The organism is Intestinirhabdus alba (genome assembly GCF_009711095.1).
GTDB classification, from domain to species: Bacteria; Pseudomonadota; Gammaproteobacteria; order Enterobacterales; family Enterobacteriaceae; genus Intestinirhabdus; species Intestinirhabdus alba.
The window spans coordinates 44,715-66,414 of the sequence record NZ_WMJZ01000016.1 but is presented as its reverse complement, the minus strand read 5'-3'; the positions used below and the strand labels follow the sequence as shown (position 1 = coordinate 66,414).

Sequence of the window (21,700 nt, the reverse complement as noted above, 5' to 3'; positions counted from 1 at the left end):
AGTTGATACCCGGCCTACGTCGGGCTGCATGTGCGTTGGCTTTATTTGGCCACAGGGTCTCACCCCTTCGGGGCCTGCGCTGGGGCTGATCAACACGCTCTGCATGTTGTCCTGCAGCTTGAAGTATGACGGGTATAGCCAGAGCCGATGACGTTAACATAGTGTCGTTGCGGCACCAAAAAACAGGAAGTCCGTTTTCGGACAGATGTGCGGAGTAATTTATTGAAAGAATAAAATCGTAAGTTATATAAAATTTATCAATCTTTATCCGCATAGTTTTGGACCGCCAGCGCCCGGCATAGCGCCAGGCGCGCCGCAGTCAAGCAGAAGCCTGCAAAATAAATGAGCATAGCGGGGCAGATGCGCAGCCAGTTCGGGCTGGCTACGCACGCAGGCCGTTGGCTAGCGCTGCTTTAAGCCTAAATCGAGGGGCGTCTTGCTCGGCTCTCCGCCAATCTCACGCGCCAGACGAGGTACCAGGTAGCCCGACACCAGGCCCAGCAGTTCGCTGACAATCCGCCGTGCTTCATCGTCCCCGACCATAAAGTGCGCAGCGCCCTGCACCCGGTCCAGAACGTGCAGATAATAGGGCATCACCCCGGCGTCAAATAGCGCATTGCTCAGGTCTGCCAGCGTTTGCGCGTTATCGTTAACGCCGCGCAGCAGTACGCTCTGATTCAGAAGGGTTACCCCTGCCTGACGCAGCTTCGCCATTGCCTGGCGAAACGAGTTATCGATCTCCCTGGCGTGGTTAATATGGTTGACCAGCAGGATCTGCAGGGAGGATCGCGCAAAGCGCGCCGCCAGATCGTCGGTGATCCGCGCGGGAATGACGATCGGCAGACGGCTGTGAATACGCAGCCGCTTAACGTGGGGAATCGCCTCCAGCTGCGTCATCAGCCACTCCAGTTCGCGATCTTTGGCCATAAGCGGATCGCCGCCGGAAAAAATAATTTCGTCCAGTTCCGGATGGGCGGCGATATAGCTCAGCGCCTGCTGCCAGTTACGCTTGTTGCCCTGGTTTTCCGCATAGGGGAAGTGGCGGCGGAAGCAGTAGCGGCAGTTGACCGCGCAGCCGCCCTTCACCAGCAGCAGCGCCCGGTTGTGGTATTTGTGCAGCAGCCCCGGTACGACGCTTTGCTGCTCGTCCAGCGGGTCGGTGGAAAATCCGGGGGCGGCGATAAATTCATCCCGGGAGGTCAGCACCTGGCGCAGCAAGGGATCGTCGGGGTTCCCTTTTTCCATGCGCGCGATAAACGCGCGCGGCACGCGCAGGGCAAACAGGCGCTTTGCGTCGCGCCCGGCGAGGAGTTTTTCATCTGCGTCTATATTGAGAATTTGCAGGAGTTCGTTGGGATCGGTCACAACATCGGCAAGTTGCGCTAACCAATCTTCTCTGGATGGGGGATTTAGGGTTACAATATGCGCCATTTTGTGGCTTAGCTACCAGTTAACAATTTTCAGAGGGCCTTATGGCGACTTACTATAGCAACGATTTCCGTTCCGGTCTTAAAATCATGTTGGACGGCGAACCTTATGCGGTTGAATCCAGCGAGTTCGTAAAGCCGGGCAAAGGCCAGGCGTTTGCGCGCGTTAAGCTGCGTCGTCTGCTGACCGGCACCCGCGTTGAGAAAACCTTCAAATCCACCGACTCCGCTGAAGGCGCTGACGTTGTCGATATGAACCTGACCTACCTGTACACCGACGGTGAGTTCTGGCACTTCATGAACAACGAAACCTTTGAACAGCTCTCTGCAGACGCGAAAGCCATTGGCGACAGCGCCAAATGGCTGCTGGATCAGGCCGAGTGCATCGTGACCCTGTGGAACGGCCAGCCGATCTCCGTGACCCCGCCGAACTTTGTTGAGCTGGAAATCGTCGATACCGATCCGGGTCTGAAAGGCGATACCGCAGGGACGGGCGGCAAGCCGGCAACGCTGTCTACCGGTGCCGTGGTTAAAGTACCGCTATTCGTCCAGATTGGCGAAGTGATCAAGGTTGATACCCGCTCCGGCGAATATGTATCCCGCGTAAAATAAACCTGCGATAGCCGTCAGGCTTCAGGCGGCAGATTGCTCAGGGGCAGCCCTGGGTCCTGCCCTTACGGATCGCCGCTTGACGCATTCAACTCCGTTTGACGGATTCTCCGGTTACGTCGTTCGCGACGCGCCGGTGAGAGCAACGGGGCGCTCCCGTCTCTCTTCGAAGACAGCCTGCGGCGGTTCGGCTAACAAATTAGCCGCGCGCTGGCTGCCTAAGACAATCCGGCGGCTTGACGTCGTTTTTCAACGTTAATCCTGCGATGTGCGCGCTTCAGAAGCCCGGCAGCGACATGCGCGTGCCGGACGAAAACGGGGAGCATTTTCTTTATTCTGCCGCACTAATTTTTCTCTTCGCCGCGTCACCGTTCGGGCGTAACTCTTTGTGCAAAGAGAGGGGAACAACCGCCGTTCTGGCAACGCCATTTCTCACGCCGCCGGCCGGCATCTTCTCGTCGTCCTAAAAATTTTCAATGCCCCGTCATTTTTTAAGATCTTGTCTATGATTAAGTTGCTACTTAAATAACATTGGCTGGAAAAGGAAGACGTTATGGTTAAGAAAACAATTGCAGCGATCTTTTCTGTTTTGGTACTTTCCTCGGTGCTGACCGCATGTAATACCACGCGCGGCGTCGGTGAGGATATCTCTGACGGCGGTAGCGCAATTTCAGGCGCAGCGACCAGAGCACAACAGTAAGGCTCAAAACGGTACGGCGCTTCTGTCGTGCCGTTAATTTCTCTCTCTGGCCTGCGCCAGAAAGGGCGAGAAGCGGTTATCGATATGCAGCTTCATACGAATATTGCGCTTATAGGTATAGACGGTCTTCTCGCGAATCCCCAGCGTACGCGCGATAGCGCTATGGCTTACCCCTTCCATCCACATCGTTAGCACATGCGCTTCCTGAGGGGTTAACAGCGGCGCGGCGGTGCCGGGCGACTCTTCGGCAGGCCGGGCGCGCAGCACCTCAACAATACGTTTTGACAGCTCCGGCAGCGGGATCCGTTTGGACAGCAGGGCATGGGCCGGGTAGCGCTGCTCTTCTTTAGCATGGTCCGCGTGTAATAAAATTAGCGGACGTGTACCGCAGGCGGCAAAAAAGGGTGCCGCATACTGAGCGGAGCCGTCGTTGCCCGGGAAACCGGATAAATCAGCGATAATCAGCTGAGGTTTCCACTGCAGGATATGCTCTTTCGCCAGCGCCAGATTATTGAGTTCTGAAACCAGAAAGGTTGAGCCGCACAGCTCAGAATAGCTAAGCCAGGCCTTTAACCCGGTGCGGGTAAAATGGCAGCGATCGATCACTAATATTTTCAGCATAAACCTTTCGTATGCAGAGGTGAGGATTATCGCTTCCTGTTTACAGAAAGCGGTTCCATCATAAATAAGCCGAATGAATGTTGAAGGCGCAAAGTGCGCTGAGAAACGGGGCTAATTCCGCCTTTTACTCGATATTGACCAAAAATATTGAAATTTTCGTCGTGATAAGCAAAATAGAGGCTCAATCCTTCGCTTTACGGGACGACCCGTAAACGCTTCTTTTTACCGGGGACGACCCCATTTCTCCGGAGTCAGCTATGTCCTGGATCGTTTTACTTATTGCCGGTTTGCTGGAAGTCGTATGGGCCATTGGTCTGAAATATACCCACGGCTTCAGCCGCCTGGTACCCAGCGCGATTACCGTCGCCGCGATGATTGTCAGTATGGCGCTGCTTGCCTGGGCGATGAAAACCCTGCCCGTGGGCACCGCCTACGCCGTCTGGACGGGGATCGGCGCAGTCGGAGCCGCAATTGCCGGGATCCTGCTGCTTGGCGAATCGGCAGCGCCGATGCGCCTGGCGAGCCTCGCGCTAATTGTGGTGGGCATTATCGGCCTGAAGCTTAGCGCCCATTAACGGGTCTGCTTTACCCAGATCAGTTTATTAACGTCAAACCCTTCCCGGATCGCGACGGCCAGCATTTGCTGTTTTACCTCTTCGGAGATCGTCGGCGTGCGTGACAGTATCCACAGGTAATCGCGATTCGGGCCGCAGACCAGCGCATGGCTATACGCTTTGTCGAGCGCGATGATGTTATACCCGCCGTAGAAAGGCCCAAAGAACGACACCTTCAGCGCCGCGCGGTCGGGGTCGCCGGTAAACCAGGCTTTCCCTTCTGTCTCCTGCCACATCCCCCGATCCGGGTTATAGCCTTTATTGATCACGGTGATGCCGCCGTCGTCCCGCAGGCTGTAGGTAGCGGTCACGTTTTCAAGGCCGCGCTCGAAGCGGTGATCCAGACGGGCGATTTCATACCAGGTGCCGAGATAGCGTTTGGCATCAAAGTTATTGACTACGGTGACGCCCTTCGGCGGGGTGGGGTTACTACAGGCGACAACCAGAAATGCGGCGGTAACGACGGCAACGATGGGGAGTAGACGCATAGATTCATCCTCAGGTGTTTTTTTACCTAAGTGTAGAACCTGACGGTGAAATGGGCGGCGAGCGGGGGAAAAATGCCCTCTTCTGCTCGAAGAGGGCAGGATATTTAAACGGTGAGAATACCGATTACGCTAACGACGGTCAGAATCGCTGCCAGGCCGTAGAAGACCCATTTGCCCGCCGGCACGTGGATCTTCAGATCATGCATGGCGTGGTGCATACGGTGTAAACCGCACCACAGGGGCAGAACGATCGTCAGGAACAGGAACAGGCGGCCGATAAAGCTCTGGGTAAACGCCAGGATGCGCTCATAGCTCAGGGCATCGCCCGGAAACAGCCCCAGCGGCAGCAGAATCCCTATCAGCAGAACCACGGCGGGTGCAACGATCGCGCTCCACATACCGCCCGCGCCAAACAGGCCCCAGAATACGGGTTCGTCAGAGCGTTTTGGATTTGGATTAATCATCCCGGACTCCTTACCAGTACAGGGCAACGTACAAAATAACCACGGTGACAACCGCAGTAACCACCCAGAGGCCTTTGATCATTGGCTCTGGTCCCATTTTTTCGTCTTTCACGATGATGTTGGCCGCTTTCGGTGCCAGCTCGAACCAGGTTTTGGTATGCAGCAGCGCTGCCCCAAGGGCGATCGCATTCAGGATCACCACCACCGGATTTTGCAGGAAACCGACGAAGCCAGCCCAGGATTCCGGGCCGTGCTTGAGGGCGAACAGGCCGAAAATCAGCTCGATGCTGAACCAGACCGCCAGAACCGCTGTGCCCTCGCGCAGCATGTAGAAACGATAGAACGGCAGTTTCTTCCACCAGGTGGACGTCATCGGCCGCACATAGGGTTTGCGTTTAGTCGTCATGTTGCACTCCTTAGCGTGGTTTCAGGGTGGCGATAAGAAAGTCTTTCGCACTTTCTACTTTACCCTGCTGAATGGCGGCGGCCGGATCGACGTGTTTTGGACAGACTTCGGAGCAGTAGCCCACAAAAGTACAGGACCAGACGCCGTTCGGACCGTTCAGCTGCGCCATACGCTCTTTCTTACCGTGGTCACGGTTGTCTACGTTGTAACGATGCGCCAGGGTAATCGCAGCCGGGCCGATAAACTCAGGGTTCAGGCCGAACTGCGGGCAGGCGGCGTAGCACAGGCCACAGTTGATGCAACCAGAGAACTGGTGGTACTTCGCCATTTGCGCCGGGGTCTGCTTGTTCGGACCCTGGTCCGGCGTGCGTGGGTTGCCGATGATGTACGGCTTGATGGCTTCCAGGCTCTCGATAAAGTGGGTCATATCGACGACCAGGTCGCGCTCAATCGGGAAGTTCGCCAGCGCCTCAACCTTCATACCGCTGGTGTAGTCGCGCAGAAAGGTTTTGCACGCCAGCTTCGGCACGTTGTTGACCATCATGCCGCAGGAGCCGCAGATGGCCATACGGCAGGACCAGCGGTAGCTCAGATCCGGTGCCAGGTTATCTTTGATGTAGTTTAACGCATCCAGCAGAGACGTTGTTTCATCATAAGGCACGTCGTAGAAAGCACTGTGCGGCGCGCTGTCGGTTTCCGGGTTATAGCGCACCACCTCAACTTTCAGGTTTTTCATCTCAGCCATTCGCCTTCTCCTTCTTATCGGCTGCTTCCGCTTCGCCACCGTAAACACGTTTTGCCGGCGGCAGGGTCGTGATTTTCACGTCGCTGTACTCCAGGCGCGTTGCGCCATCGGCATCGCGGAAGGCGAGGGTGTGTTTGAGGAAGTTGACGTCGTCACGCTCGGTGCAGCCTTCGTCCAGGCGCTGGTGCGCGCCGCGGGACTCTTTACGCGCCAGCGCGGAGTGGGCCATACATTCAGCGACGTTCAGGCCGTGGCCCAGCTCGATGGTATAGAGCAGGTCGGTATTAAAGACGCTGGAGGTGTCGGTAATGCGCACACGCCTGAAGCGTTCCTGAAGTTCGGCCAGCTTCTCCACGGTTTTCTGCATCAGCTCCGGCGTACGGTAAATACCGCAGCCCTCTTCCATAGAGAGACCCATTTCGTCGCGGATCTTCGACCAGTTCTCGTTGCCTTCCTGGTTCACCAGATCCTTCAGGCGACGTTCGACGTCGGCCGCCTGCGCGTCGAGCGCGGCGCTGTTACCTGCGCCAGCTTCCGCCGCGCGGGCCGAGGCCTGTTCGCCCGCCAGGCGGCCAAAGACCACCAGTTCGGCCAGCGAGTTAGAGCCGAGGCGGTTGGCCCCGTGCAGGCCCACCGAGGAGCATTCGCCGACGGCGAACAGCCCTCTGATGCGGGTTTCGCAGCTCTGATCGGTTTCGATACCGCCCATGGTGTAGTGCGCGGTCGGACGTACCGGAATCGGCTCTTTCACCGGATCGACGCCCACGTAGGCCTTCGCCAGCTCGCAGATGAACGGCAGGCGCTCAAGCAGCTTTTTCTCGCCCAGGTGGCGCAGATCAAGATGGACCACGTCACCGCGCGGCGTAGAGATGGTGTTGCCTTTGCGCCATTCGTGCCAGAACGCCTGGGAGACTTTGTCGCGCGGGCCAAGCTCCATATATTTGTTCTTCGGCTCGCCGAGCGGGGTTTCCGGACCCATGCCGTAATCCTGCAGATAGCGGTAGCCGTTTTTATTAACCAGAATACCGCCTTCCCCGCGGCAGCCCTCGGTCATCAGAATGCCGGAGCCGGGCAGGCCGGTCGGGTGATACTGGACGAACTCCATATCGCGCAGCGGTACGCCGTGGCTCAGCGCCATGCCCATGCCGTCGCCGGTGACGATGCCGCCGTTGGTGTTATAACGGTACACGCGACCCGCGCCGCCGGTGGCCATGACCACCGCGTTGGCGCGAATCTGCATAAGCTGGCCTTCCATCATGTTCATGGCGACCAGCCCGCGGACGTGACCGTCGTCGACCAGGATATCGAGGACGAAGTGTTCATCAAAGCGTTGGATTTGTGGGAACTGCAGGGAGGTCTGAAACAGCGTATGCAGCATATGGAAGCCGGTCTTATCGGCGGCGAACCAGGTGCGCTCGATTTTCATACCGCCGAAGCGGCGAACGTTCACGCTGCCGTCCGGACGACGGCTCCAGGGGCAGCCCCATTGCTCCAGTTGGGTCATCTCGGTGGGACAGTGCTTCACGAAATAGTCGACCACATCCTGCTCGCACAGCCAGTCTCCACCTGCGACCGTATCGTGAAAATGATAGTCGAAGCTGTCATGATCCTGGGCGACAGCGGCAGATCCGCCTTCGGCAGCCACGGTATGGCTACGCATGGGGTACACTTTTGAGATCAGTGCGATTTTTGCGTTCGGATTTGCCTGGGCGGCGGCTATTGCGGCACGTAATCCTGCGCCGCCGGCACCAATAATGGCAAGATCGGCTTGAAAGGTTTGCACGACATTCCTCCAGATAGTTGTTATTCCGCCATCGCGCAGAATCAGCTATACCCGCCATACTTCAAACGGCATGTACGTTGGCTTTGGGTTACTCGCCTTGACGGATCATAGCCTGGCGACGGGCAAATCGGTTTTCGGCCGATTTATTGCTCCCCCGGTCACCGGGTGCGTTACGCTCCCGTGGAGGTGCTCGCCTGCCGCCTTCATGCACTTCGAATGATTTAGGTCAGGTATTCCTGAAACGTGCGGATCGCGAATGCGTTTCCACTGCTCCTTTATGGGTACATGAGTATAGTGTGAGGGAGGTAGATGAAATTTGACGTGTTCGATTTTTTTGGTGCGCTAACGCCGTGAATTTACGCTGTTTATGGTTAAATTAATTACTAAACCACCGCCTGGCAGTTTTTTAATGCGTCAGATCACATTTATCAGCGGGTGGGCAAAATTTGTTTCGCCGCCAGGTTGCGAGTAGACTTCGTGCCCTTGTTAGCAATCGGAGAAATCACCATGAGCGAAACGGCAACCTGGCAGCCGAGCGCGTCCATTCCTGTCCTGTTAAAACGAGCGGCAATTATGACGGAGATTCGCCGTTTCTTTAGCGATCGTGGCGTGCTGGAGGTTGAGACGCCCTGCATGAGCCAGGCGACGGTTACAGACATCAATCTGTTCCCGTTTGAGACACGTTTCGTCGGCCCCGGCCACTCTCAGGGGATGACTCTCTATTTGATGACCAGCCCGGAATATCATATGAAGCGCCTGCTGGCGGCGGGCTGCGGCCCGGTCTTCCAGCTGTGCCGTAGCTTTCGCAATGAAGAGATGGGGCGTCATCACAATCCGGAATTTACCCTGCTTGAGTGGTATCGCCCGCACTATGACATGTACCGGCTGATGAATGAGGTGGACGATCTGCTACAGCAGGTGCTTGAGTGCCAGCCGGCGGAGAGCCTCTCCTACCAGCAGGCGTTCCAGCGCCATCTGGAGGTCGACCCGCTGTCAGCGGATAAAACCGTACTGCGCGAGGCGGCGGCGAAGCTGAACCTGAGCAACATTGCCGATAATGAAGACGATCGCGATACGCTGCTGCAGCTGCTGTTTACGATGGGCGTGGAGCCGCACATTGGTAAAGATAAGCCGACCTTCGTCTACCATTTCCCGGCAAGCCAGGCGTCGCTGGCGCAGATTAGCACCGAAGATCACCGCGTTGCCGAACGCTTCGAGGTGTATTATAAGGGCATTGAGCTGGCGAACGGCTTCCATGAGCTGACGGACGCCAGAGAGCAGCAGCAGCGCTTTGAGCAGGACAACCGCAAGCGCGCCGCGCGCGGCCTGCCCCAGCAGCCGATCGATAACAATCTGCTGGAGGCGCTGAGGGTAGGATTACCGGACTGCTCCGGGGTGGCGCTGGGGGTCGATCGGCTGATTATGCTGGCGCTGGGGGCCGACCGCCTCTCCGAGGTGATCGCTTTTAGCGTCGACCGCGCCTGATCTCCCGCCTGCGGCAGAAGCTGGCGGCCCGTTCGCCATATTATCTCTCTTATCTGAATGGCTGCGGCTCGCCTGTTGGCGCTAAGATAGTACTCTCTACGCGATGGTATGGAGACATCAGCGCGCCGTCTGGCAATATGCCACTGCGGCCGCGCTCATGGGATTCTGGCCGTGGCGCTTTATCTTCCGCTACCAGCTCTGTCCGTAATTATCCCTGTTGCCGGGGCTTATAAACTTCCCGCCGGACGCCGCCCCCGACCGGCGGAAGCCAGCGTTTTCCCCGTCTGCCTGCCGTTCAGGCTCTCCAGCCGCATCTGGAACGGCGGGAACGGCATATCGATGCCGTGCTCGCGGAAGCCGGCCAGGATCAGCTGGTGGATCTCATGGCGCAGCGGCATCCGATGGCCCATTTCAGCGGCATAGATGCGCAGCTCAAAGAGCTGAATCCCCTGCTGCAGGTCGACGAGAAAAACCTCCGGCTGCGGATTATCGATGACCAGCGAGCAGCGCCGGGCGGCGGTCAGCAGGATCTGCGTTACCTCTTCGCTGTTGGCGTCGGCGGGGGCCGGGATGGTCAGCACCACGCGGGTGACCGAATCAGACAGCGACCAGTTGATAAACTGTTCGGTAATAAACGCCTTATTCGGCACGATAATCTCTTTGCGATCCCAGTCGCTGATGGTCGTGGCGCGGGTGTTGATCTTCGTCACGCTGCCGGTGAGGTCGCGAATGGTGACCGTGTCGCCAATGCGGACAGGCTTTTCAAACAGGATAATCAGGCCGGAGATAAAGTTGGCGAAAATCTCCTGCAGGCCAAAGCCGAGGCCGACGCCGAGCGCGGCGACCAGCCACTGCAGCTTCGACCATTCGATGCCGATCATCGAGAAGCCCACCAGCCCGCCAATCAGCATCAGCAGGTATTTGGTTATCGTGGTAATGGCGTAACCGGTGCCCGGCGTCAGATCCAGGTGCTGCAGCAGCGCCAGCTCCAGCAGGGCGGGCAGGTTGCGCACCAGCTGGGTGGTGATGATAAACACCAGAATGGCAATCAGCACCGCGCCCAGCGTGATCGGCTCCAGGTTTTCCACGCCCTGCACCGTCGAGGTGACGTCCCATAGCGAGATATTCTCCAGGAAGCCGAAGGCGGAGTGGATCTCCGACCACAGCACGATAACCGACACCAGAGCGATAAGCATCAGAATCGAGCGCACCAGCCGCAGCGACTGCACGCTGATGGCGTCGAGATCCACTTCGCTCTCATCTATTTCCACGGTGCCTTCCAGGCTGCTGGTATGGAGCGCGTCTTCTTCGCCGCGCGCGCGCTGGGCCAACATTTCCGCCCGGCGATGCTTGGCGCGATCGAACGCCAGCCGTCGCCGCTGGATCAGCATCCAGCGGCGGATAATATGGTAAATAACCAGCAGCAGGAACCAGATGGCGACGGAGGTTTCCAGCCGTGCCAGCAGCGCCTGGGCGGTTGCCAGATAGCCGATCGCCGCCGCGAGGATGGCAATCAGCGGCGCGCCGATCAGCATGTTCCACAATATGCTGTTAAGCATATTATCGCCGTTGCCCTCTTTATCGAGCCACAGCGGTATTCCCGCTTTTTTCAGGCTCAGGGTGACCAGCGCCAGCGCTCCGCAGATGAGCATAAAGCACAGGCGGCCGAGCGAGGCGGAGAACTCCCGATCGTTAAGGTTATCGAACATGATCAGCGCCATGATCAGCGGCACGATAAGCCCGATGCTCATCAGGTAATAGCGCATGGCGCGCAAGACGCGGCTGCGGGGCCAGTTGAAGTGGATGATAAACAGGCCGTCGGGGCGGGCGAAGGTGGCGCAGATCATCACGACCCACAGCAGCGGCACCGTTGCGGTAACGCCGTCGCCGATGGCCACCGCCAGCGGATAAGGCCACGCCTCGCGCAGCCCGTAGCCGAGCGTCATCCACAGCACCGGCAGTGGGGAGGCCACCAGGATCGACCAGAAGACGGTGCGCAGCGTCAGCCAGAAGTGATCCTGGGTCACCTTACCGACCCGGGCGGCCGAGCGCGCCAGGAAGCGGGTGAAATAGCGGCGCGAGTAGATGCTGAAGCCCACCAGAATCAGCGCCCCGAACAGCGGAAGCAGCGTCTCTTTGCTGGTGAGCATCATTACCCCGGCTTTCCCCAGCTGGCTGACGGTATCGAGCGAGATCAGGCGGCGGAGATCCTGCACGATCTCAAGGGGCCAGGCGAGGGTCATTGGCCGGACGTCGGAGGTCCAGAACAGGTAGCGGTGGGTGGCTTCGTTCACCTCCTTCAGGGCGTCTTCCAGCTGGCTGTTGGAAACCTTCAGCTTGGTCAGCTCCAGGAGCAGCGTGTCGCCGCCCTGCAGCAGCGAGTTCAGCAGCTCGCGCTGGGTGCGCAGCTGCGCCTCCAGGATACGGTTCTGCTCGGCGGTCAGCGGCTGGCCGTCCGCCCGGCGGAGCTGGCGCAGCTGGGGCTGTTTGTTCAGCCGATCCTCATAGCGCAGGCGCTGAACGCGCAGCTGCGCCATTTCGGTGTCCAGCTGCTGGGGCTTCGGCGTTTCGGGGAGCCGCGCCACCTGGGCGCGCAGCGCCTCGCCGAGCAGGTTAGAGGAGCCGAGCCACTGCGACTGCTCGCGCAGGGTGTTCAACGCCTGGCGCACCTGTAGCGTCTGAGCGGTGGCCTGCCGCTGCTGGGAGGTCACCAGATCCATGCGCTGCGCCTGCTGGTTGAGGGCCGCCGACAGTTCGCGGTTGACCTTAAACTGCGCCACGATATCCGGCGGCAGATCGGGGCTGTTTTCCGCCAGCAGCTCGGTGCTCTCCAGCGCCCGCTCCGCTTCGCGCTGGCGCAGGCTGTTCAACTGGTTGCGCAGCGCCTGCAGTCTGGCGTCAAGCTGCTGGCTCTGCTTCTGCGCCAGCTCTGAGCGCATACGCGCCAGCTCCTGGCGATTGTTGGCGGAAAGCTGCGCCAGCTCAAGCTCGTCTACCAGCGCTTTCAGCCTGGCGGATTCCGCCTGCATGGCGTAATTCTGCGCCTGGCCGAGCGGCGTGCTGCTGGCCGCCGTGCCCAGGCGGCGTTCAATTTCGTTTAGCTGGCGGCGGGCATCGGTTTGCTGCTGTGGGAGCTGGCTTAGCGAATCCGCAATCTCCCGGGCGCGCTCCTGCTCCTGCTGGGCCTGGCGGCTTTTCTCCAGCAGTTGGCTGCTGACCTGCAGGCTCTCCTGGCTGAGCGCATCGGGGGTCATGTCCGGCGGCACGCTGCGCGGCTCGTCGGGAAGGCCGTCGAGCTGCGCGCGCAGCGTGGCCGAGAGTTCAGGAAAGTGGTCAATAACCTGTTGATACTGACGAGCGCGCTCAAGGGAGTTTTTGCGCTCCTCAAGCGCGTTGAGGGCGGACTGAAGCGCCTCCACAACCTCCGGCTGGGCGGGCTTCGTGCTCTTCACCTGCTCCAGCTCCTGGGCGATCTGCCTGGCGTCAGGAGCCGTCGCGGCGTAAGCCCCCTGGCTGAGACACCAGGCCAGCAGAAAAATGTTAATCAGGCGCACGTCAGCAATCCCTCAAAGCGTTATTCCGCAGGCCGCCTGAGCGTTGGCTCCTCATTAAGAAGCGGCGCTCTGAAGCGGCCCGAAGAGTCTCAGTTAGGCGCTTTACCGTCGTCGACCAGCGGGCTGGCCTCAAGCTCGGCGCTAATTTCCGCTTCCGGCAGCGGCGCTGGCCCGGCCTCAGGCGTGACGAAGGCTTCGCTGGCGGTTGCCAACGGCTGGCCGATTTTCGTTACCGACAGGCTCTGTAACGACGCGGGCAGGTTTACTTTACCCGGCGCAAAGAGGTTGATCACCGTTGAACCCAGCTTGAAGCGGCCCATCTCCTGGCCCTTCAGCAGCGCGACGGCACCCTCACTTTCGCCCGCAGGCCAGGTCCAGCGCTTAATTATCCCTTCACGCGGCGGCGTAACGGTGCCGGCCCAGACGGTTTCGATACTGCCAACAATGGTGGCACCCACCAGAATTTGCGCCATCGGACCAAATTCGGTATCGAACAGGCAAATGACACGCTCGTTGCGGGCGAAGAGGTTCGGCACGTTCTGCGCGGTGAGATGGTTGACGGAGAAGAGATCGCCCGGTACATAGATCATTTCGCGCAGAATGCCGTTACACGGCATATGCACCCGGTGGTAGTCGCGCGGGGAGAGATAGGTGGTGACGAAGGTGCCGTTGCGGAAGCGATCTGCCATCTGATAGTTGCCCGCCAGCAGCGCTTCCAGGCTGTAGTTATGGCCCTTGGCCTGCAGTATTTTATCTTGCTCGATGTGCCCCAGTTGGCTGATGACGCCATCCGCCGGCATCACCAGCACGTTCGGATCGGTATTCAGCGGGCGCGCCTCGTCGCGCAGCGGGCGCACGAAGAAATCATTGAAGGTGCGATAGCTGGCGGTGTCCAGTCTCTGTGCCTCCCGCATATCGACCTTGTAGTATTTTACGAACAGATCGATAACCAGCTTAGTCAGCCATCCTGCCCGTTTGCTTGCGCCCCAGCCCGCCAGACGAGTGAGCCACAGCTTTGGCAGAATGTATTGTAGCGAAAGTTTAAATGAGTTTAACAAGGTAGCCTCCAGGCTTTTTTTGTCGTTCCACACGATATCCTGCGGGCGCTATACCCGTCATACTTCAAGTTGCATGTGTGTTGGCTGCGCTCTCTCACCCCGGTCACATAGTTTGCTATGCTCCCGGGGATTCGCTCGCTTGCCGCCTTCCTGCAACTCGAATTATTTAGGGTATATTCTGACATAATTCGCATTGCAGTGGGCTGGCGGCGGCCTGGTTTCCAGAAGGGCGTCGGGTGACAGCGCTGTCAGAAACCGATCTGCATACCGCATCGCGGCGGTTCCCGGAGGCACGCCTTATGGATGAACCGCAGGGAAACGCCGCCAACGCACCCGCAGACGAAAGTATGCCGGGCAGGCCTGCAGATTTTGCAGGGTAACGTGGATGTGCGGATCCTGAAAAAAGAGTGTGCTTTGGGCGCATAGCGTATCCGTCAGCCGTCTGTATCAGAAAAGTTTTTACGTGTCTTTACCTGCGCCATGCTTTCAAGGATCCGGTGATAATTTTCGAAACGGCTTTCCGCGATTTTCCCGCTCTCCACCGCTTCCCGAATCGCGCATCCCGGATCGGTGTCATGCTTGCAGTCGCGATATTTGCAGTGGCCCAGATAGTCCTGAAATTCGACAAATCCGCGGGTGATTTGTTCCGGCTCCAGATGCCACAGCCCGAATTCGCGCACCCCCGGCGAGTCAATCACGTCGCCGCCGTGCGGAAAATGGTAGAGCCGCGCGGCGGTGGTGGTGTGCTGGCCCAGGCCAGAGATATCGGAGACATCGTTGGTGAGGATCTCCTCCCGCAGGCCCAGCAGAGCGTTCAGCAGGCTTGACTTGCCCACGCCCGACTGCCCGGCGAAAATAGAGATGCGGTCGGTCAGCGCCTCTTCCAGCGGCTTCAGCCCTTCCTGCGTCTGGCTGGAGACCAGCAGAACGCGATAGCCGATGTCGCGGTAGATAGCCATCTGCTCGTTAACGAAGGCCAGGCCCTCGTCGTCCAGCAGATCCGTTTTATTCAGCACCAGCAGCGGCTCCACCTGCAGCGTCTCACAGGCCACCAGATAACGATCGATAATGTTCAGCGACAGCTCCGGCAGAATAGCGGAGACAATGACGATCTGATTGATATTCGCCGCGACGGGCTTTACGCCGTCATAAAAGTCCGGGCGGGTCAGCACTGAGGTGCGCTCGTGTACCGCCTCGACGATCCCTTTGACGTTAACCCCAACGGCGGCCGCTTTGCCCGGCCGCCAGACCACGCGATCGCCGGTGACCAGCGAGCGGATAGTGCGGCGGATGTTGCAGCGGTGAACGTCGCCGTCGGCGGACTCCACGTCGGCATGCATGCCGAAACGGCTAATGACAACGCCCTCAGCGGTTTCGCCAAACAGATTGTCATCATAATCGGGCTTCTCTTTAGACGTTTTCAGACGACGCTGGTGATTAGCGTTCACGCGGCGCTGCTGGCCCTTAGAGAGTTTATTTTTACTCAATCGTACTGGCTCCTGGTCGCCCCTGACGGGCAAAACATTTATGATACACGCAATCTTAGATGAATATATACGCTTCATCCTTCAGGCTGCCCCGGCGTCGGCCGCGTTGCGAAATCCGGGCTACGTTGTTCCGCGTGGCCAGGGGATTTCTGTCCCGGCTGACGTTGCACGGCGGCATGGATGATTTTTGTATATACCCTAAATAATTCGAGTTGCAGGACAAAACGCAGTGCGTTTTGAACGCCGTACAGCGGTGGCCCGTCAGGGCGAGTCTCATGGATGAGACGAGTAACCCGCAGCTAACGCACATGCAACTTGAAGTAGGACGGGTATAGTCACGTATGAGGGGTGGAAAATAGCATGAGTGCCAATGAAAACAATCTGATTTGGATCGATCTGGAAATGACGGGCTTGGATCCAGAGCGCGATCGTATTATTGAAATCGCCACGCTGGTGACGGATTCCTCACTGAATATCCTGGCCGAAGGGCCGACGATTGCCGTTCACCAGCCGGATTCGCAGCTGGCGCTAATGGACGAATGGAACGTTCGTACCCATACCGGCAGCGGGCTGGTGGAGCGGGTGAAGGCCAGCACAATGGGCGAGCGCGAAGCGGAGCTGGCGACCCTTTCCTTTCTGAAGCAGTGGGTTCCGGCGGGCAAATCGCCGATCTGCGGCAACAGCGTCGCCCAGGATCGCCGTTTCCTGTTTACCTATATGCCCGAGCTGGAGGCCTGGTTCCACTACCGCTACCTGGACGTGAGCACCCTGAAGGAGCTGGCTCGCCGCTGGAAGCCGGAAGTTCTGGACGGCTTTACCAAGCGGGGCACGCACCAGGCGATGGATGATATTCGCGAGTCGGTGGCCGAGCTGGCCTGGTATCGTGAACATTTTATCAGGCTGTAGACGATGGCCCGGCAGGGCATCGCCAGATTGATGAAAAAGAGGGAAAACCGCGGTTTTCCCTCTTTTTGCTTTTCAACTGACGATCAATTAATTGATTTTTTATTGTTCCGGCGCTGGGGCGCGAACGCGCGTCAGCGGACTCTCGCTGCTCCGGTATCGCAACCCTACGCCGGACGCTGCGTTACGGCGTAAACCACTTCTCCTGCAGCTGCGCATACTCCGGCGAGGCCTTCACCTTGTCGAGCGCGGCGTTGATCTCCTGCAGCAGCGCGTCATTGCCTTTGCGTACCGCAATTCCCAGCCCTTTGCCGTAGTACTCAGGATCTTTGGCGCGTTCGTCCATAATGGCGTAGTCCGGATTGTTCTTCAGCCATTTGCCGATCGCCGCAACATCGCCAAAAACGCCCTCAAGGCGATTGCTTTTCAGGTCGGTAAAGGCGTTCAGGTAGCTATCGTAGGCGGCGGAGACGATCTCCTTGTGCTTATCCTGCAGATAGCGCTGGTGGGTGGTGCCGTTTTCCAGGCCGATCTTCTTGCCTTTCAGATCGGCAAAGCTGTGATAGGCCCCTTTGCGAGTAACCACTACCGCTGACAACCCCTCATAGTAGGGCTGGCTGAAGGAGACCTGCTGCTCGCGTTTGGGCGTCATATCCATCCCGGCGATTACCGCATCGAATTTTTTAAAGCGCAGGCCGGGGATCAGGCTGTCGAAGCTCTGGTTAGTGAACGTACACTTCGCCTGCATCTCCTTACAAACCGCGTTGGCGATATCAATATCGAAGCCAACAATCTGGTTAGCGGCATCCACGAATTCATATGGCTCATAGGTGGCCGAGGTGCCGAAATGGAGCGTTCTGGCAGACGTTGGAACGGCGTGGAGAGCCAGGCCGGCTAAAAGCATGACGAGAAGGCTTTGTTTCATCTTGATCCCTGATAATCTGTTGTGTCGTTGATTTCCCGCGGCGCGTGGCCCTTTCCCTAACGTCCGTACCCGGCTCGCCGGAGGGCCGCAGGCTGTTTAATGACTTTGCGCCCGCATCTTGCTATGCTTTTCTGTACGCAGGATGCAGCACTGATTTTGTTACGTCAGCGAGGCAGAGAAAAGTTTTTTCTCATGTTTGCTGGCGTTTTGCTCGTTTTTTACCGGGTTTGCTGATTAAATCGGCACTTAACCAAAAAACGTGAAAAAAATCGTTTGGGGGCTTGCAGCCGAATGGATTTCTCGTATAATGCGCCTCCCGTAACGACGCAGAAATGCGAAGTGCGACAGCAGCAAGTTTAATCGCTGAATTTCAGGGTGTGACGCTGTTACTACCTGAAAGTAAAAGGTTAAGCGGGAATAGCTCAGTTGGTAGAGCACGACCTTGCCAAGGTCGGGGTCGCGAGTTCGAGTCTCGTTTCCCGCTCCAGAATTTGCCGCAGCAGTAAAAAAATAGCATCACCCAATCGCAGAATTTCGTATGGCAGGCAGAGCGGTAACGCGACGGCGGTGCGAAAGCCTAAGATTAAGCGGGAATAGCTCAGTTGGTAGAGCACGACCTTGCCAAGGTCGGGGTCGCGAGTTCGAGTCTCGTTTCCCGCTCCAGATTNGGAATAGCTCAGTTGGTAGAGCACGACCTTGCCAAGGTCGGGGTCGCGAGTTCGAGTCTCGTTTCCCGCTCCAGATTTAGAATTTGCCGGTATCGCCGACAGACACCATTCAGTTCATTCCGGATGTCACCACAGTGGCGGTTCGGAAGACAAAAGATAAGCGGGAATAGTTCAGTTGGTAGAGCACGACCTTGCCAAGGTCGGGGTCGCGAGTTCGAGTCTCGTTTCCCGCTCCAGTTTCACTTCTCCGGACACTTATCCACCGCGTACCGCCGCTCTGGCGCACTCTTCTTCAGCTTTTAACAAACTCTTGTAAACAGAGTTATCCACAGGTTCGGGTAAAAATCCTGGATGCCTGAGCGCTGCATCTGTTTAATTTTCTTTTTATAATTGATTGAATTATTTGAAATAATTTAAAATTCCCGTGGTTATTCCGTCCCTGTGCCAGATATTTCCCCTTTGAATCTCAATGTGTTTTTATTTTTATGCACAAGCTGTGGATGATTCAGGCATCGCGCGGCAGGCCCTTTTCAATCACCCGGACCAGGCGCTGTTTCTTCGCCGCCTGTACCTCCACTACGCACGTTGCTCTCCGCGCCTTCTGCTGTGCGAGCGCCCACGTAATATGCTCGTCAAGCAGCGGGTGTTCGCCCAGGCGGCTCTCCAGCGCACTTACGATCGCCGTATCCCACGGGGCATTGCCGAGGGCGACGGCAATATTGCGTAGCCAGCGCAGGTGTCCAATGCGGCGAATCGGCGAACCCTCGGTTTCTTTCAGAAACTGCGTCTCGCTCCAGCCGAACAGGGTAATCAGCTGCGGGGCATGCAGCGGCCGGCGTGCGCTGAAGTCCGCCTCGTCGGTAAGCTGCGAATAACGGTTCCAGGGGCAGGTAAGCTGGCAGTCGTCACAGCCGTAGATGCGGTTTCCCATCAGCGGGCGAAATTCTTCAGGGATCGCGCCTTCCAGTTCAATGGTGAGATAAGAGATGCAGCGGCGGGCGTCCACCGTGCCGGGTGCCACGATTGCGCCGGTCGGGCAGGTAGTGATACAGGCCACGCACTTACCGCATCCCTCCTCAACGGGCCGGTCAACGGGCAGGGGGAGATCGATTAACAGCTCGCCAAGAAAGAAAAAGGACCCCGCCTCGCGACTAAGAATAAGTGAGTGCTTACCTGTCCAGCCAAGTCCGGCTTTTTCCGCCAGCGGGCGTTCAAGAACGGGCGCAGAATCGACAAAAGGTCTAAAATTCAGCGAAACGCAGTGCTGCTGAATCCTCTCGCCCAGCTTTTTCAGGCGATTGCGCAGAAGCTTATGGTAATCCCGGCCCAGCGCGTAGCGGCTGATGTAGCCGAGAGCAGGATCCTTCAGGGTGCTGGCAAACGCGGCGTTGGCGGGAAGATAGTTCATGCGTACGCTGATAACGCGCAGCGTTCCCGGCAGAAGTTCGTGTGGCCTGGCGCGCATCATGCCGTGGCGCGCCATCCACTCCATCTCGCCATGGTAGCGCTCATTCAGCCACGCCTGTAGTCTGGGTTCGGCTGCGCTCAGATCGGTATCGGCAATGCCGACCTGCTGAAAGCCCAGTTCCAGGCCCCACTGCTTAATATTTTGCGCTAACTGATTAAGATCGAGGGGCTCTGTCATGATGGACCATAAAATGAAGAAAAACCCCGGCAGTATACCACACTCCGTCTGGCCCGCCGAGGCGATCGGCCCGCTGGAGCGTGCGGCTGCCGACGCCTGTGGGCTAACCCTGTATGAACTGATGCTGTGCGCGGGCGACGCCGTGTTTCAGGCGGCGCAGCGCGCTTATCCCGACGCCCGCAGTTGGCTGGTGCTCTGTGGCCATGGCAATAACGGCGGCGATGGCTACGTGGCTGCGAGGCTGGCGAAAGCGGCGGGCATTGAGGTGACGCTGCTGGCGCTGGAGAGCGACAGGCCGTTGCCAGAAGAGGCGGCGCAGGCGCGCGAGGCCTGGCTGAACGCGGGCGGGGAGATCCATTCGGCGGATATTGTCTGGCCGAAGGGGGCCGGGGTGATTATCGACGCGCTGTTGGGCACCGGGCTGCAGCACGCGCCGCGCGCGCCGGTTGCCGGGTGTATTGAGCGGGCCAATGACTATCCTGCGCCGATAGTGGCAATAGACATCCCCTCCGGGCTGCTGGCACAAACCGGGGCTGCGCCCGGCGCGGTCATCGACGCGGCGCACACCATCACCTTTATCGCCTTGAAGCCAGGCCTGCTGACCGGAAAAGCGCGCAACTATACGGGACATCTGCATTACGATGCGCTCGGCCTGGAAGCGTGGCTGACGGGGCAGGAAGCGCCGTTCCGGCGCGTGGAGGTGTCGCAGTTGGCGCGCTGGTTGACGCCGCGGCGTCCGGCATCGCACAAGGGCGATCACGGGCGGTTGGTTATCGTCGGTGGCGATCGCGGCACGGGCGGGGCGATCCGTATGGCCGGTGAGGCGGCGCTGCGCGCCGGTGCAGGCCTGGTCAGGGTGCTGACGCGCCGTGAAAATATCGCGCCGCTGCTTGCCGCCAGACCAGAGCTGATGGTGCACGAACTGACGCCGCGCACCCTTGAAGAGAGCCTGGCCTGGGCCGACGTTGTGGTGGTCGGCCCCGGCCTTGGTCAACAGGAGTGGGGCAAGAAGGCGCTGCAAAAAATCGAAAATTTTCGCCAGCCTATGCTCTGGGACGCCGATGCGCTTAACCTGCTGGCAATCAACCCTGATAAACGTCACAATCGCCTGATTACGCCGCATCCGGGCGAGGCCGCGCGGCTGCTGGGATGCCCGGTGGCGGAGGTGGAAAACGATCGCCTTGATGCGGCGCGCCGCCTGGTAAAACGATACGGCGGCGTGGTGGTGCTAAAAGGTGCGGGCACCATCGTGGCCGATGAGTCCGGCGCGCTGGCCGTTGTGGACGCCGGTAATGCCGGAATGGCCAGCGGCGGGATGGGGGATGTGCTCAGCGGAATTATCGGCGCATTTCTTGGTCAAAAGCTTGCGCCATACGACGCGGCCTGCGCGGGATGCGTCGCCCACGGCGCGGCGGCGGATGCGCTTGCGGCGGAGTTGGGTACTCGCGGTATGCTGGCAAGCGATCTTTTTTCCCCGCTCCGGCGCATGGTTAATCCTGATGCGATTGACGAATAAACAAAATCATTCAGGATGCATCGGGGCGGCAGGCAAATACAGCTCTGGCTGGCAGATCGCTCTGCGGCCGGGGTTTCAGCATATCGCCAATAACAAGGCAATCTGAAGGATAACGTGTATAACCATGATGAATCGAGTAATCCCCCTGGCCGATGAGCAGGCGACCTTAGAACTGGGCGAGCGCATAGCGAAAGCCTGCGCCGGTGCGACCGTTATCTATCTTTACGGCGACCTGGGCGCGGGGAAAACCACCTTCAGCCGGGGATTCCTGCAGGCCTCAGGGCATAAGGGCAACGTAAAAAGCCCCACCTATACCCTGGTCGAGCCTTACGTGCTGGCGGGGATGAGGGTCTATCACTTCGACCTGTACCGCCTGGCGGACCCCGAGGAGCTGGAGTTTATGGGCATCCGTGACTACTTTACCGACGATGCCGTATGCCTCGTTGAGTGGCCCCAGCAGGGAAAGGGCGTCCTTCCGGAGCCGGATATCGAAGTTCACCTCGACTATCAGGCGCAGGGGCGCGAGGCGCGCGTTAGCGCAGTGTCGGCCTCGGGCGAATCGCTGCTGGCACGTTTAGCCGGCTAACCGTAAGGGTGACGGG

Annotated in this window: 20 protein-coding genes and 3 tRNA genes; 11 read left to right on the top strand and 12 right to left on the bottom strand. The window is 58.6% G+C overall.

All coding sequences use genetic code 11. The features are described 5' to 3' along the window. Positions 1-402 precede the first annotated feature (402 nt). Positions 403-1,431, bottom strand: coding sequence for an EF-P beta-lysylation protein EpmB (epmB, locus tag GJV78_RS12675; RefSeq protein WP_155108700.1), 1,029 nt, complete (start codon positions 1,429-1,431; stop codon positions 403-405). Positions 1,432-1,472: 41 nt separating this feature from the next. On the opposite strand from epmB, the gene efp reads away from it, so the two are divergent. Both efp and ecnB read left to right on the top strand, forming a co-directional pair. Then, entirely contained in the window at positions 1,473-2,039 is a 567-nt protein-coding gene (efp, locus tag GJV78_RS12670; RefSeq protein WP_155108699.1) for an elongation factor P, read from the top strand. Between the two features lie 550 nt (positions 2,040-2,589). Then, complete coding sequence (ecnB, locus tag GJV78_RS12665) at positions 2,590-2,736, top strand: lipoprotein toxin entericidin B (protein WP_155108698.1); 147 nt, start codon at positions 2,590-2,592, stop codon at positions 2,734-2,736. A 33-nt stretch (positions 2,737-2,769) separates the two neighbouring features. Here ecnB and GJV78_RS12660 read toward each other — a convergent pair whose 3' ends face one another. Further along, the gene (locus GJV78_RS12660) at positions 2,770-3,357 is read right to left on the bottom strand and encodes a response regulator transcription factor (RefSeq protein WP_155108697.1); all 588 of its coding nucleotides are present in this window, start codon (positions 3,355-3,357) and stop codon (positions 2,770-2,772) included. Positions 3,358-3,614: 257 nt separating this feature from the next. Here GJV78_RS12660 and sugE point away from each other — a divergent pair, with 257 nt between their 5' ends. Beyond that, on the top strand, positions 3,615-3,932 hold the full coding sequence (gene sugE / locus GJV78_RS12655) for a quaternary ammonium compound efflux SMR transporter SugE (RefSeq protein WP_155108696.1): 318 nt from the start codon (positions 3,615-3,617) through the stop codon (positions 3,930-3,932). On the opposite strand, the gene GJV78_RS12650 is transcribed toward sugE, so the two are convergent. The 5 genes from GJV78_RS12650 to frdA all read right to left on the bottom strand — a co-directional run bounded on the left by GJV78_RS12650 (position 3,929) and on the right by frdA (position 7,857). After that, positions 3,929-4,459: a lipocalin family protein gene (locus GJV78_RS12650; RefSeq protein WP_155108695.1), complete on the bottom strand. Its 531-nt coding sequence runs from the start codon at positions 4,457-4,459 to the stop codon at positions 3,929-3,931. The genes sugE and GJV78_RS12650 overlap by 4 nt on opposite strands. 104 nt (positions 4,460-4,563) lie before the next feature. After that, entirely contained in the window at positions 4,564-4,923 is a 360-nt protein-coding gene (gene frdD / locus GJV78_RS12645; RefSeq protein WP_155108694.1) for a fumarate reductase subunit FrdD, read from the bottom strand. Positions 4,924-4,933: 10 nt separating this feature from the next. After that, the gene (gene frdC, locus GJV78_RS12640) at positions 4,934-5,329 is read right to left on the bottom strand and encodes a fumarate reductase subunit FrdC (protein WP_155108693.1); all 396 of its coding nucleotides are present in this window, start codon (positions 5,327-5,329) and stop codon (positions 4,934-4,936) included. A gap of 10 nt (positions 5,330-5,339) precedes the next feature. Beyond that, positions 5,340-6,074, bottom strand: a complete 735-nt coding sequence (locus tag GJV78_RS12635; RefSeq protein ID WP_155108692.1) for a succinate dehydrogenase/fumarate reductase iron-sulfur subunit — start codon at positions 6,072-6,074, stop codon at positions 5,340-5,342. Continuing rightward, the gene (gene frdA, locus GJV78_RS12630) at positions 6,067-7,857 is read right to left on the bottom strand and encodes a fumarate reductase (quinol) flavoprotein subunit (protein WP_167519544.1); all 1,791 of its coding nucleotides are present in this window, start codon (positions 7,855-7,857) and stop codon (positions 6,067-6,069) included. The genes GJV78_RS12635 and frdA overlap by 8 nt, the downstream gene beginning before the upstream one ends. Positions 7,858-8,364: 507 nt before the next feature. Here frdA and epmA point away from each other — a divergent pair. Both epmA and GJV78_RS23620 read left to right on the top strand, forming a co-directional pair. Further along, complete coding sequence (gene epmA, locus GJV78_RS12625) at positions 8,365-9,342, top strand: elongation factor P--(R)-beta-lysine ligase (RefSeq protein ID WP_155108690.1); 978 nt, start codon at positions 8,365-8,367, stop codon at positions 9,340-9,342. A gap of 103 nt (positions 9,343-9,445) precedes the next feature. Beyond that, the gene (locus GJV78_RS23620) at positions 9,446-9,550 is read left to right on the top strand and encodes a hypothetical protein (protein WP_230979127.1); all 105 of its coding nucleotides are present in this window, start codon (positions 9,446-9,448) and stop codon (positions 9,548-9,550) included. 19 nt (positions 9,551-9,569) lie between these two features. Here the strand turns inward: GJV78_RS23620 and mscM are convergent, their stop codons facing one another. The 3 genes from mscM to rsgA form a co-directional block, all read right to left on the bottom strand. Beyond that, positions 9,570-12,896, bottom strand: a complete 3,327-nt coding sequence (gene mscM, locus GJV78_RS12620; protein WP_167519543.1) for a miniconductance mechanosensitive channel MscM — start codon at positions 12,894-12,896, stop codon at positions 9,570-9,572. An 89-nt stretch (positions 12,897-12,985) separates the two neighbouring features. Then, complete coding sequence (asd, locus tag GJV78_RS12615) at positions 12,986-13,954, bottom strand: archaetidylserine decarboxylase (protein WP_155108689.1); 969 nt, start codon at positions 13,952-13,954, stop codon at positions 12,986-12,988. 434 nt (positions 13,955-14,388) lie between these two features. Beyond that, complete coding sequence (rsgA, locus tag GJV78_RS12610) at positions 14,389-15,441, bottom strand: small ribosomal subunit biogenesis GTPase RsgA (RefSeq protein WP_167519542.1); 1,053 nt, start codon at positions 15,439-15,441, stop codon at positions 14,389-14,391. A gap of 360 nt (positions 15,442-15,801) precedes the next feature. Here rsgA and orn point away from each other — a divergent pair, with 360 nt between their 5' ends. Then, entirely contained in the window at positions 15,802-16,347 is a 546-nt protein-coding gene (gene orn, locus GJV78_RS12605) for an oligoribonuclease (protein WP_155108687.1), read from the top strand. A 181-nt stretch (positions 16,348-16,528) separates the two neighbouring features. Here orn and GJV78_RS12600 read toward each other — a convergent pair whose 3' ends face one another. Next, positions 16,529-17,269 carry an arginine ABC transporter substrate-binding protein gene (locus tag GJV78_RS12600; protein ID WP_167519541.1) on the bottom strand — a complete coding sequence of 247 codons (741 nt, stop codon included), beginning with the start codon at positions 17,267-17,269 and terminating at the stop codon, positions 16,529-16,531. Between the two features lie 411 nt (positions 17,270-17,680). Between GJV78_RS12600 and GJV78_RS12595 the strand changes: the two genes are divergently transcribed. The 3 genes from GJV78_RS12595 (at position 17,681) to GJV78_RS12585 (ending at position 18,173) form a co-directional block, all read left to right on the top strand. After that, positions 17,681-17,756 (top strand) — tRNA-Gly (locus GJV78_RS12595). A gap of 100 nt (positions 17,757-17,856) precedes the next feature. Next, a tRNA-Gly gene (locus GJV78_RS12590) sits at positions 17,857-17,932 on the top strand. A 165-nt stretch (positions 17,933-18,097) separates the two neighbouring features. After that, positions 18,098-18,173 (top strand) — tRNA-Gly (locus GJV78_RS12585). A 269-nt stretch (positions 18,174-18,442) separates the two neighbouring features. Here the strand turns inward: GJV78_RS12585 and queG are convergent. Then, positions 18,443-19,582, bottom strand: coding sequence for a tRNA epoxyqueuosine(34) reductase QueG (gene queG / locus GJV78_RS12580; RefSeq protein WP_155108686.1), 1,140 nt, complete (start codon positions 19,580-19,582; stop codon positions 18,443-18,445). Here queG and nnr point away from each other — a divergent pair. Further along, positions 19,581-21,098, top strand: coding sequence for a bifunctional ADP-dependent NAD(P)H-hydrate dehydratase/NAD(P)H-hydrate epimerase (gene nnr, locus GJV78_RS12575; protein WP_155108685.1), 1,518 nt, complete (start codon positions 19,581-19,583; stop codon positions 21,096-21,098). The genes queG and nnr overlap by 2 nt on opposite strands. A gap of 124 nt (positions 21,099-21,222) precedes the next feature. Next, complete coding sequence (gene tsaE / locus GJV78_RS12570; protein ID WP_155108684.1) at positions 21,223-21,684, top strand: tRNA (adenosine(37)-N6)-threonylcarbamoyltransferase complex ATPase subunit type 1 TsaE; 462 nt, start codon at positions 21,223-21,225, stop codon at positions 21,682-21,684. Positions 21,685-21,700: the final 16 nt, after the last annotated feature.

Excerpts from the sequence above, each read along its gene's own strand:
- ecnB (WP_155108698.1), top strand. The coding sequence starts at position 2,590 with ATGGTTAAGAAAACAATTGCAGCGATCTTTTCTGTTTTGGTACTTTCC.
- frdD (WP_155108694.1), bottom strand. The coding sequence starts at position 4,923 with ATGATTAATCCAAATCCAAAACGCTCTGACGAACCCGTATTCTGGGGC.
- queG (WP_155108686.1), bottom strand. The coding sequence starts at position 19,582 with ATGACAGAGCCCCTCGATCTTAATCAGTTAGCGCAAAATATTAAGCAG.
- epmA (WP_155108690.1), top strand. The coding sequence starts at position 8,365 with ATGAGCGAAACGGCAACCTGGCAGCCGAGCGCGTCCATTCCTGTCCTG.
- epmB (WP_155108700.1), bottom strand. The coding sequence starts at position 1,431 with ATGGCGCATATTGTAACCCTAAATCCCCCATCCAGAGAAGATTGGTTA.
- GJV78_RS12660 (WP_155108697.1), bottom strand. The coding sequence starts at position 3,357 with ATGCTGAAAATATTAGTGATCGATCGCTGCCATTTTACCCGCACCGGG.
- efp (WP_155108699.1), top strand. The coding sequence starts at position 1,473 with ATGGCGACTTACTATAGCAACGATTTCCGTTCCGGTCTTAAAATCATG.
- sugE (WP_155108696.1), top strand. The coding sequence starts at position 3,615 with ATGTCCTGGATCGTTTTACTTATTGCCGGTTTGCTGGAAGTCGTATGG.
- orn (WP_155108687.1), top strand. The coding sequence starts at position 15,802 with ATGAGTGCCAATGAAAACAATCTGATTTGGATCGATCTGGAAATGACG.
- GJV78_RS12650 (WP_155108695.1), bottom strand. The coding sequence starts at position 4,459 with ATGCGTCTACTCCCCATCGTTGCCGTCGTTACCGCCGCATTTCTGGTT.
- GJV78_RS12600 (WP_167519541.1), bottom strand. The coding sequence starts at position 17,269 with ATGAAACAAAGCCTTCTCGTCATGCTTTTAGCCGGCCTGGCTCTCCAC.
- GJV78_RS12635 (WP_155108692.1), bottom strand. The coding sequence starts at position 6,074 with ATGGCTGAGATGAAAAACCTGAAAGTTGAGGTGGTGCGCTATAACCCG.
- GJV78_RS23620 (WP_230979127.1), top strand. The coding sequence starts at position 9,446 with ATGGTATGGAGACATCAGCGCGCCGTCTGGCAATATGCCACTGCGGCC.
- frdC (WP_155108693.1), bottom strand. The coding sequence starts at position 5,329 with ATGACGACTAAACGCAAACCCTATGTGCGGCCGATGACGTCCACCTGG.
- tsaE (WP_155108684.1), top strand. The coding sequence starts at position 21,223 with ATGATGAATCGAGTAATCCCCCTGGCCGATGAGCAGGCGACCTTAGAA.
- nnr (WP_155108685.1), top strand. The coding sequence starts at position 19,581 with ATGATGGACCATAAAATGAAGAAAAACCCCGGCAGTATACCACACTCC.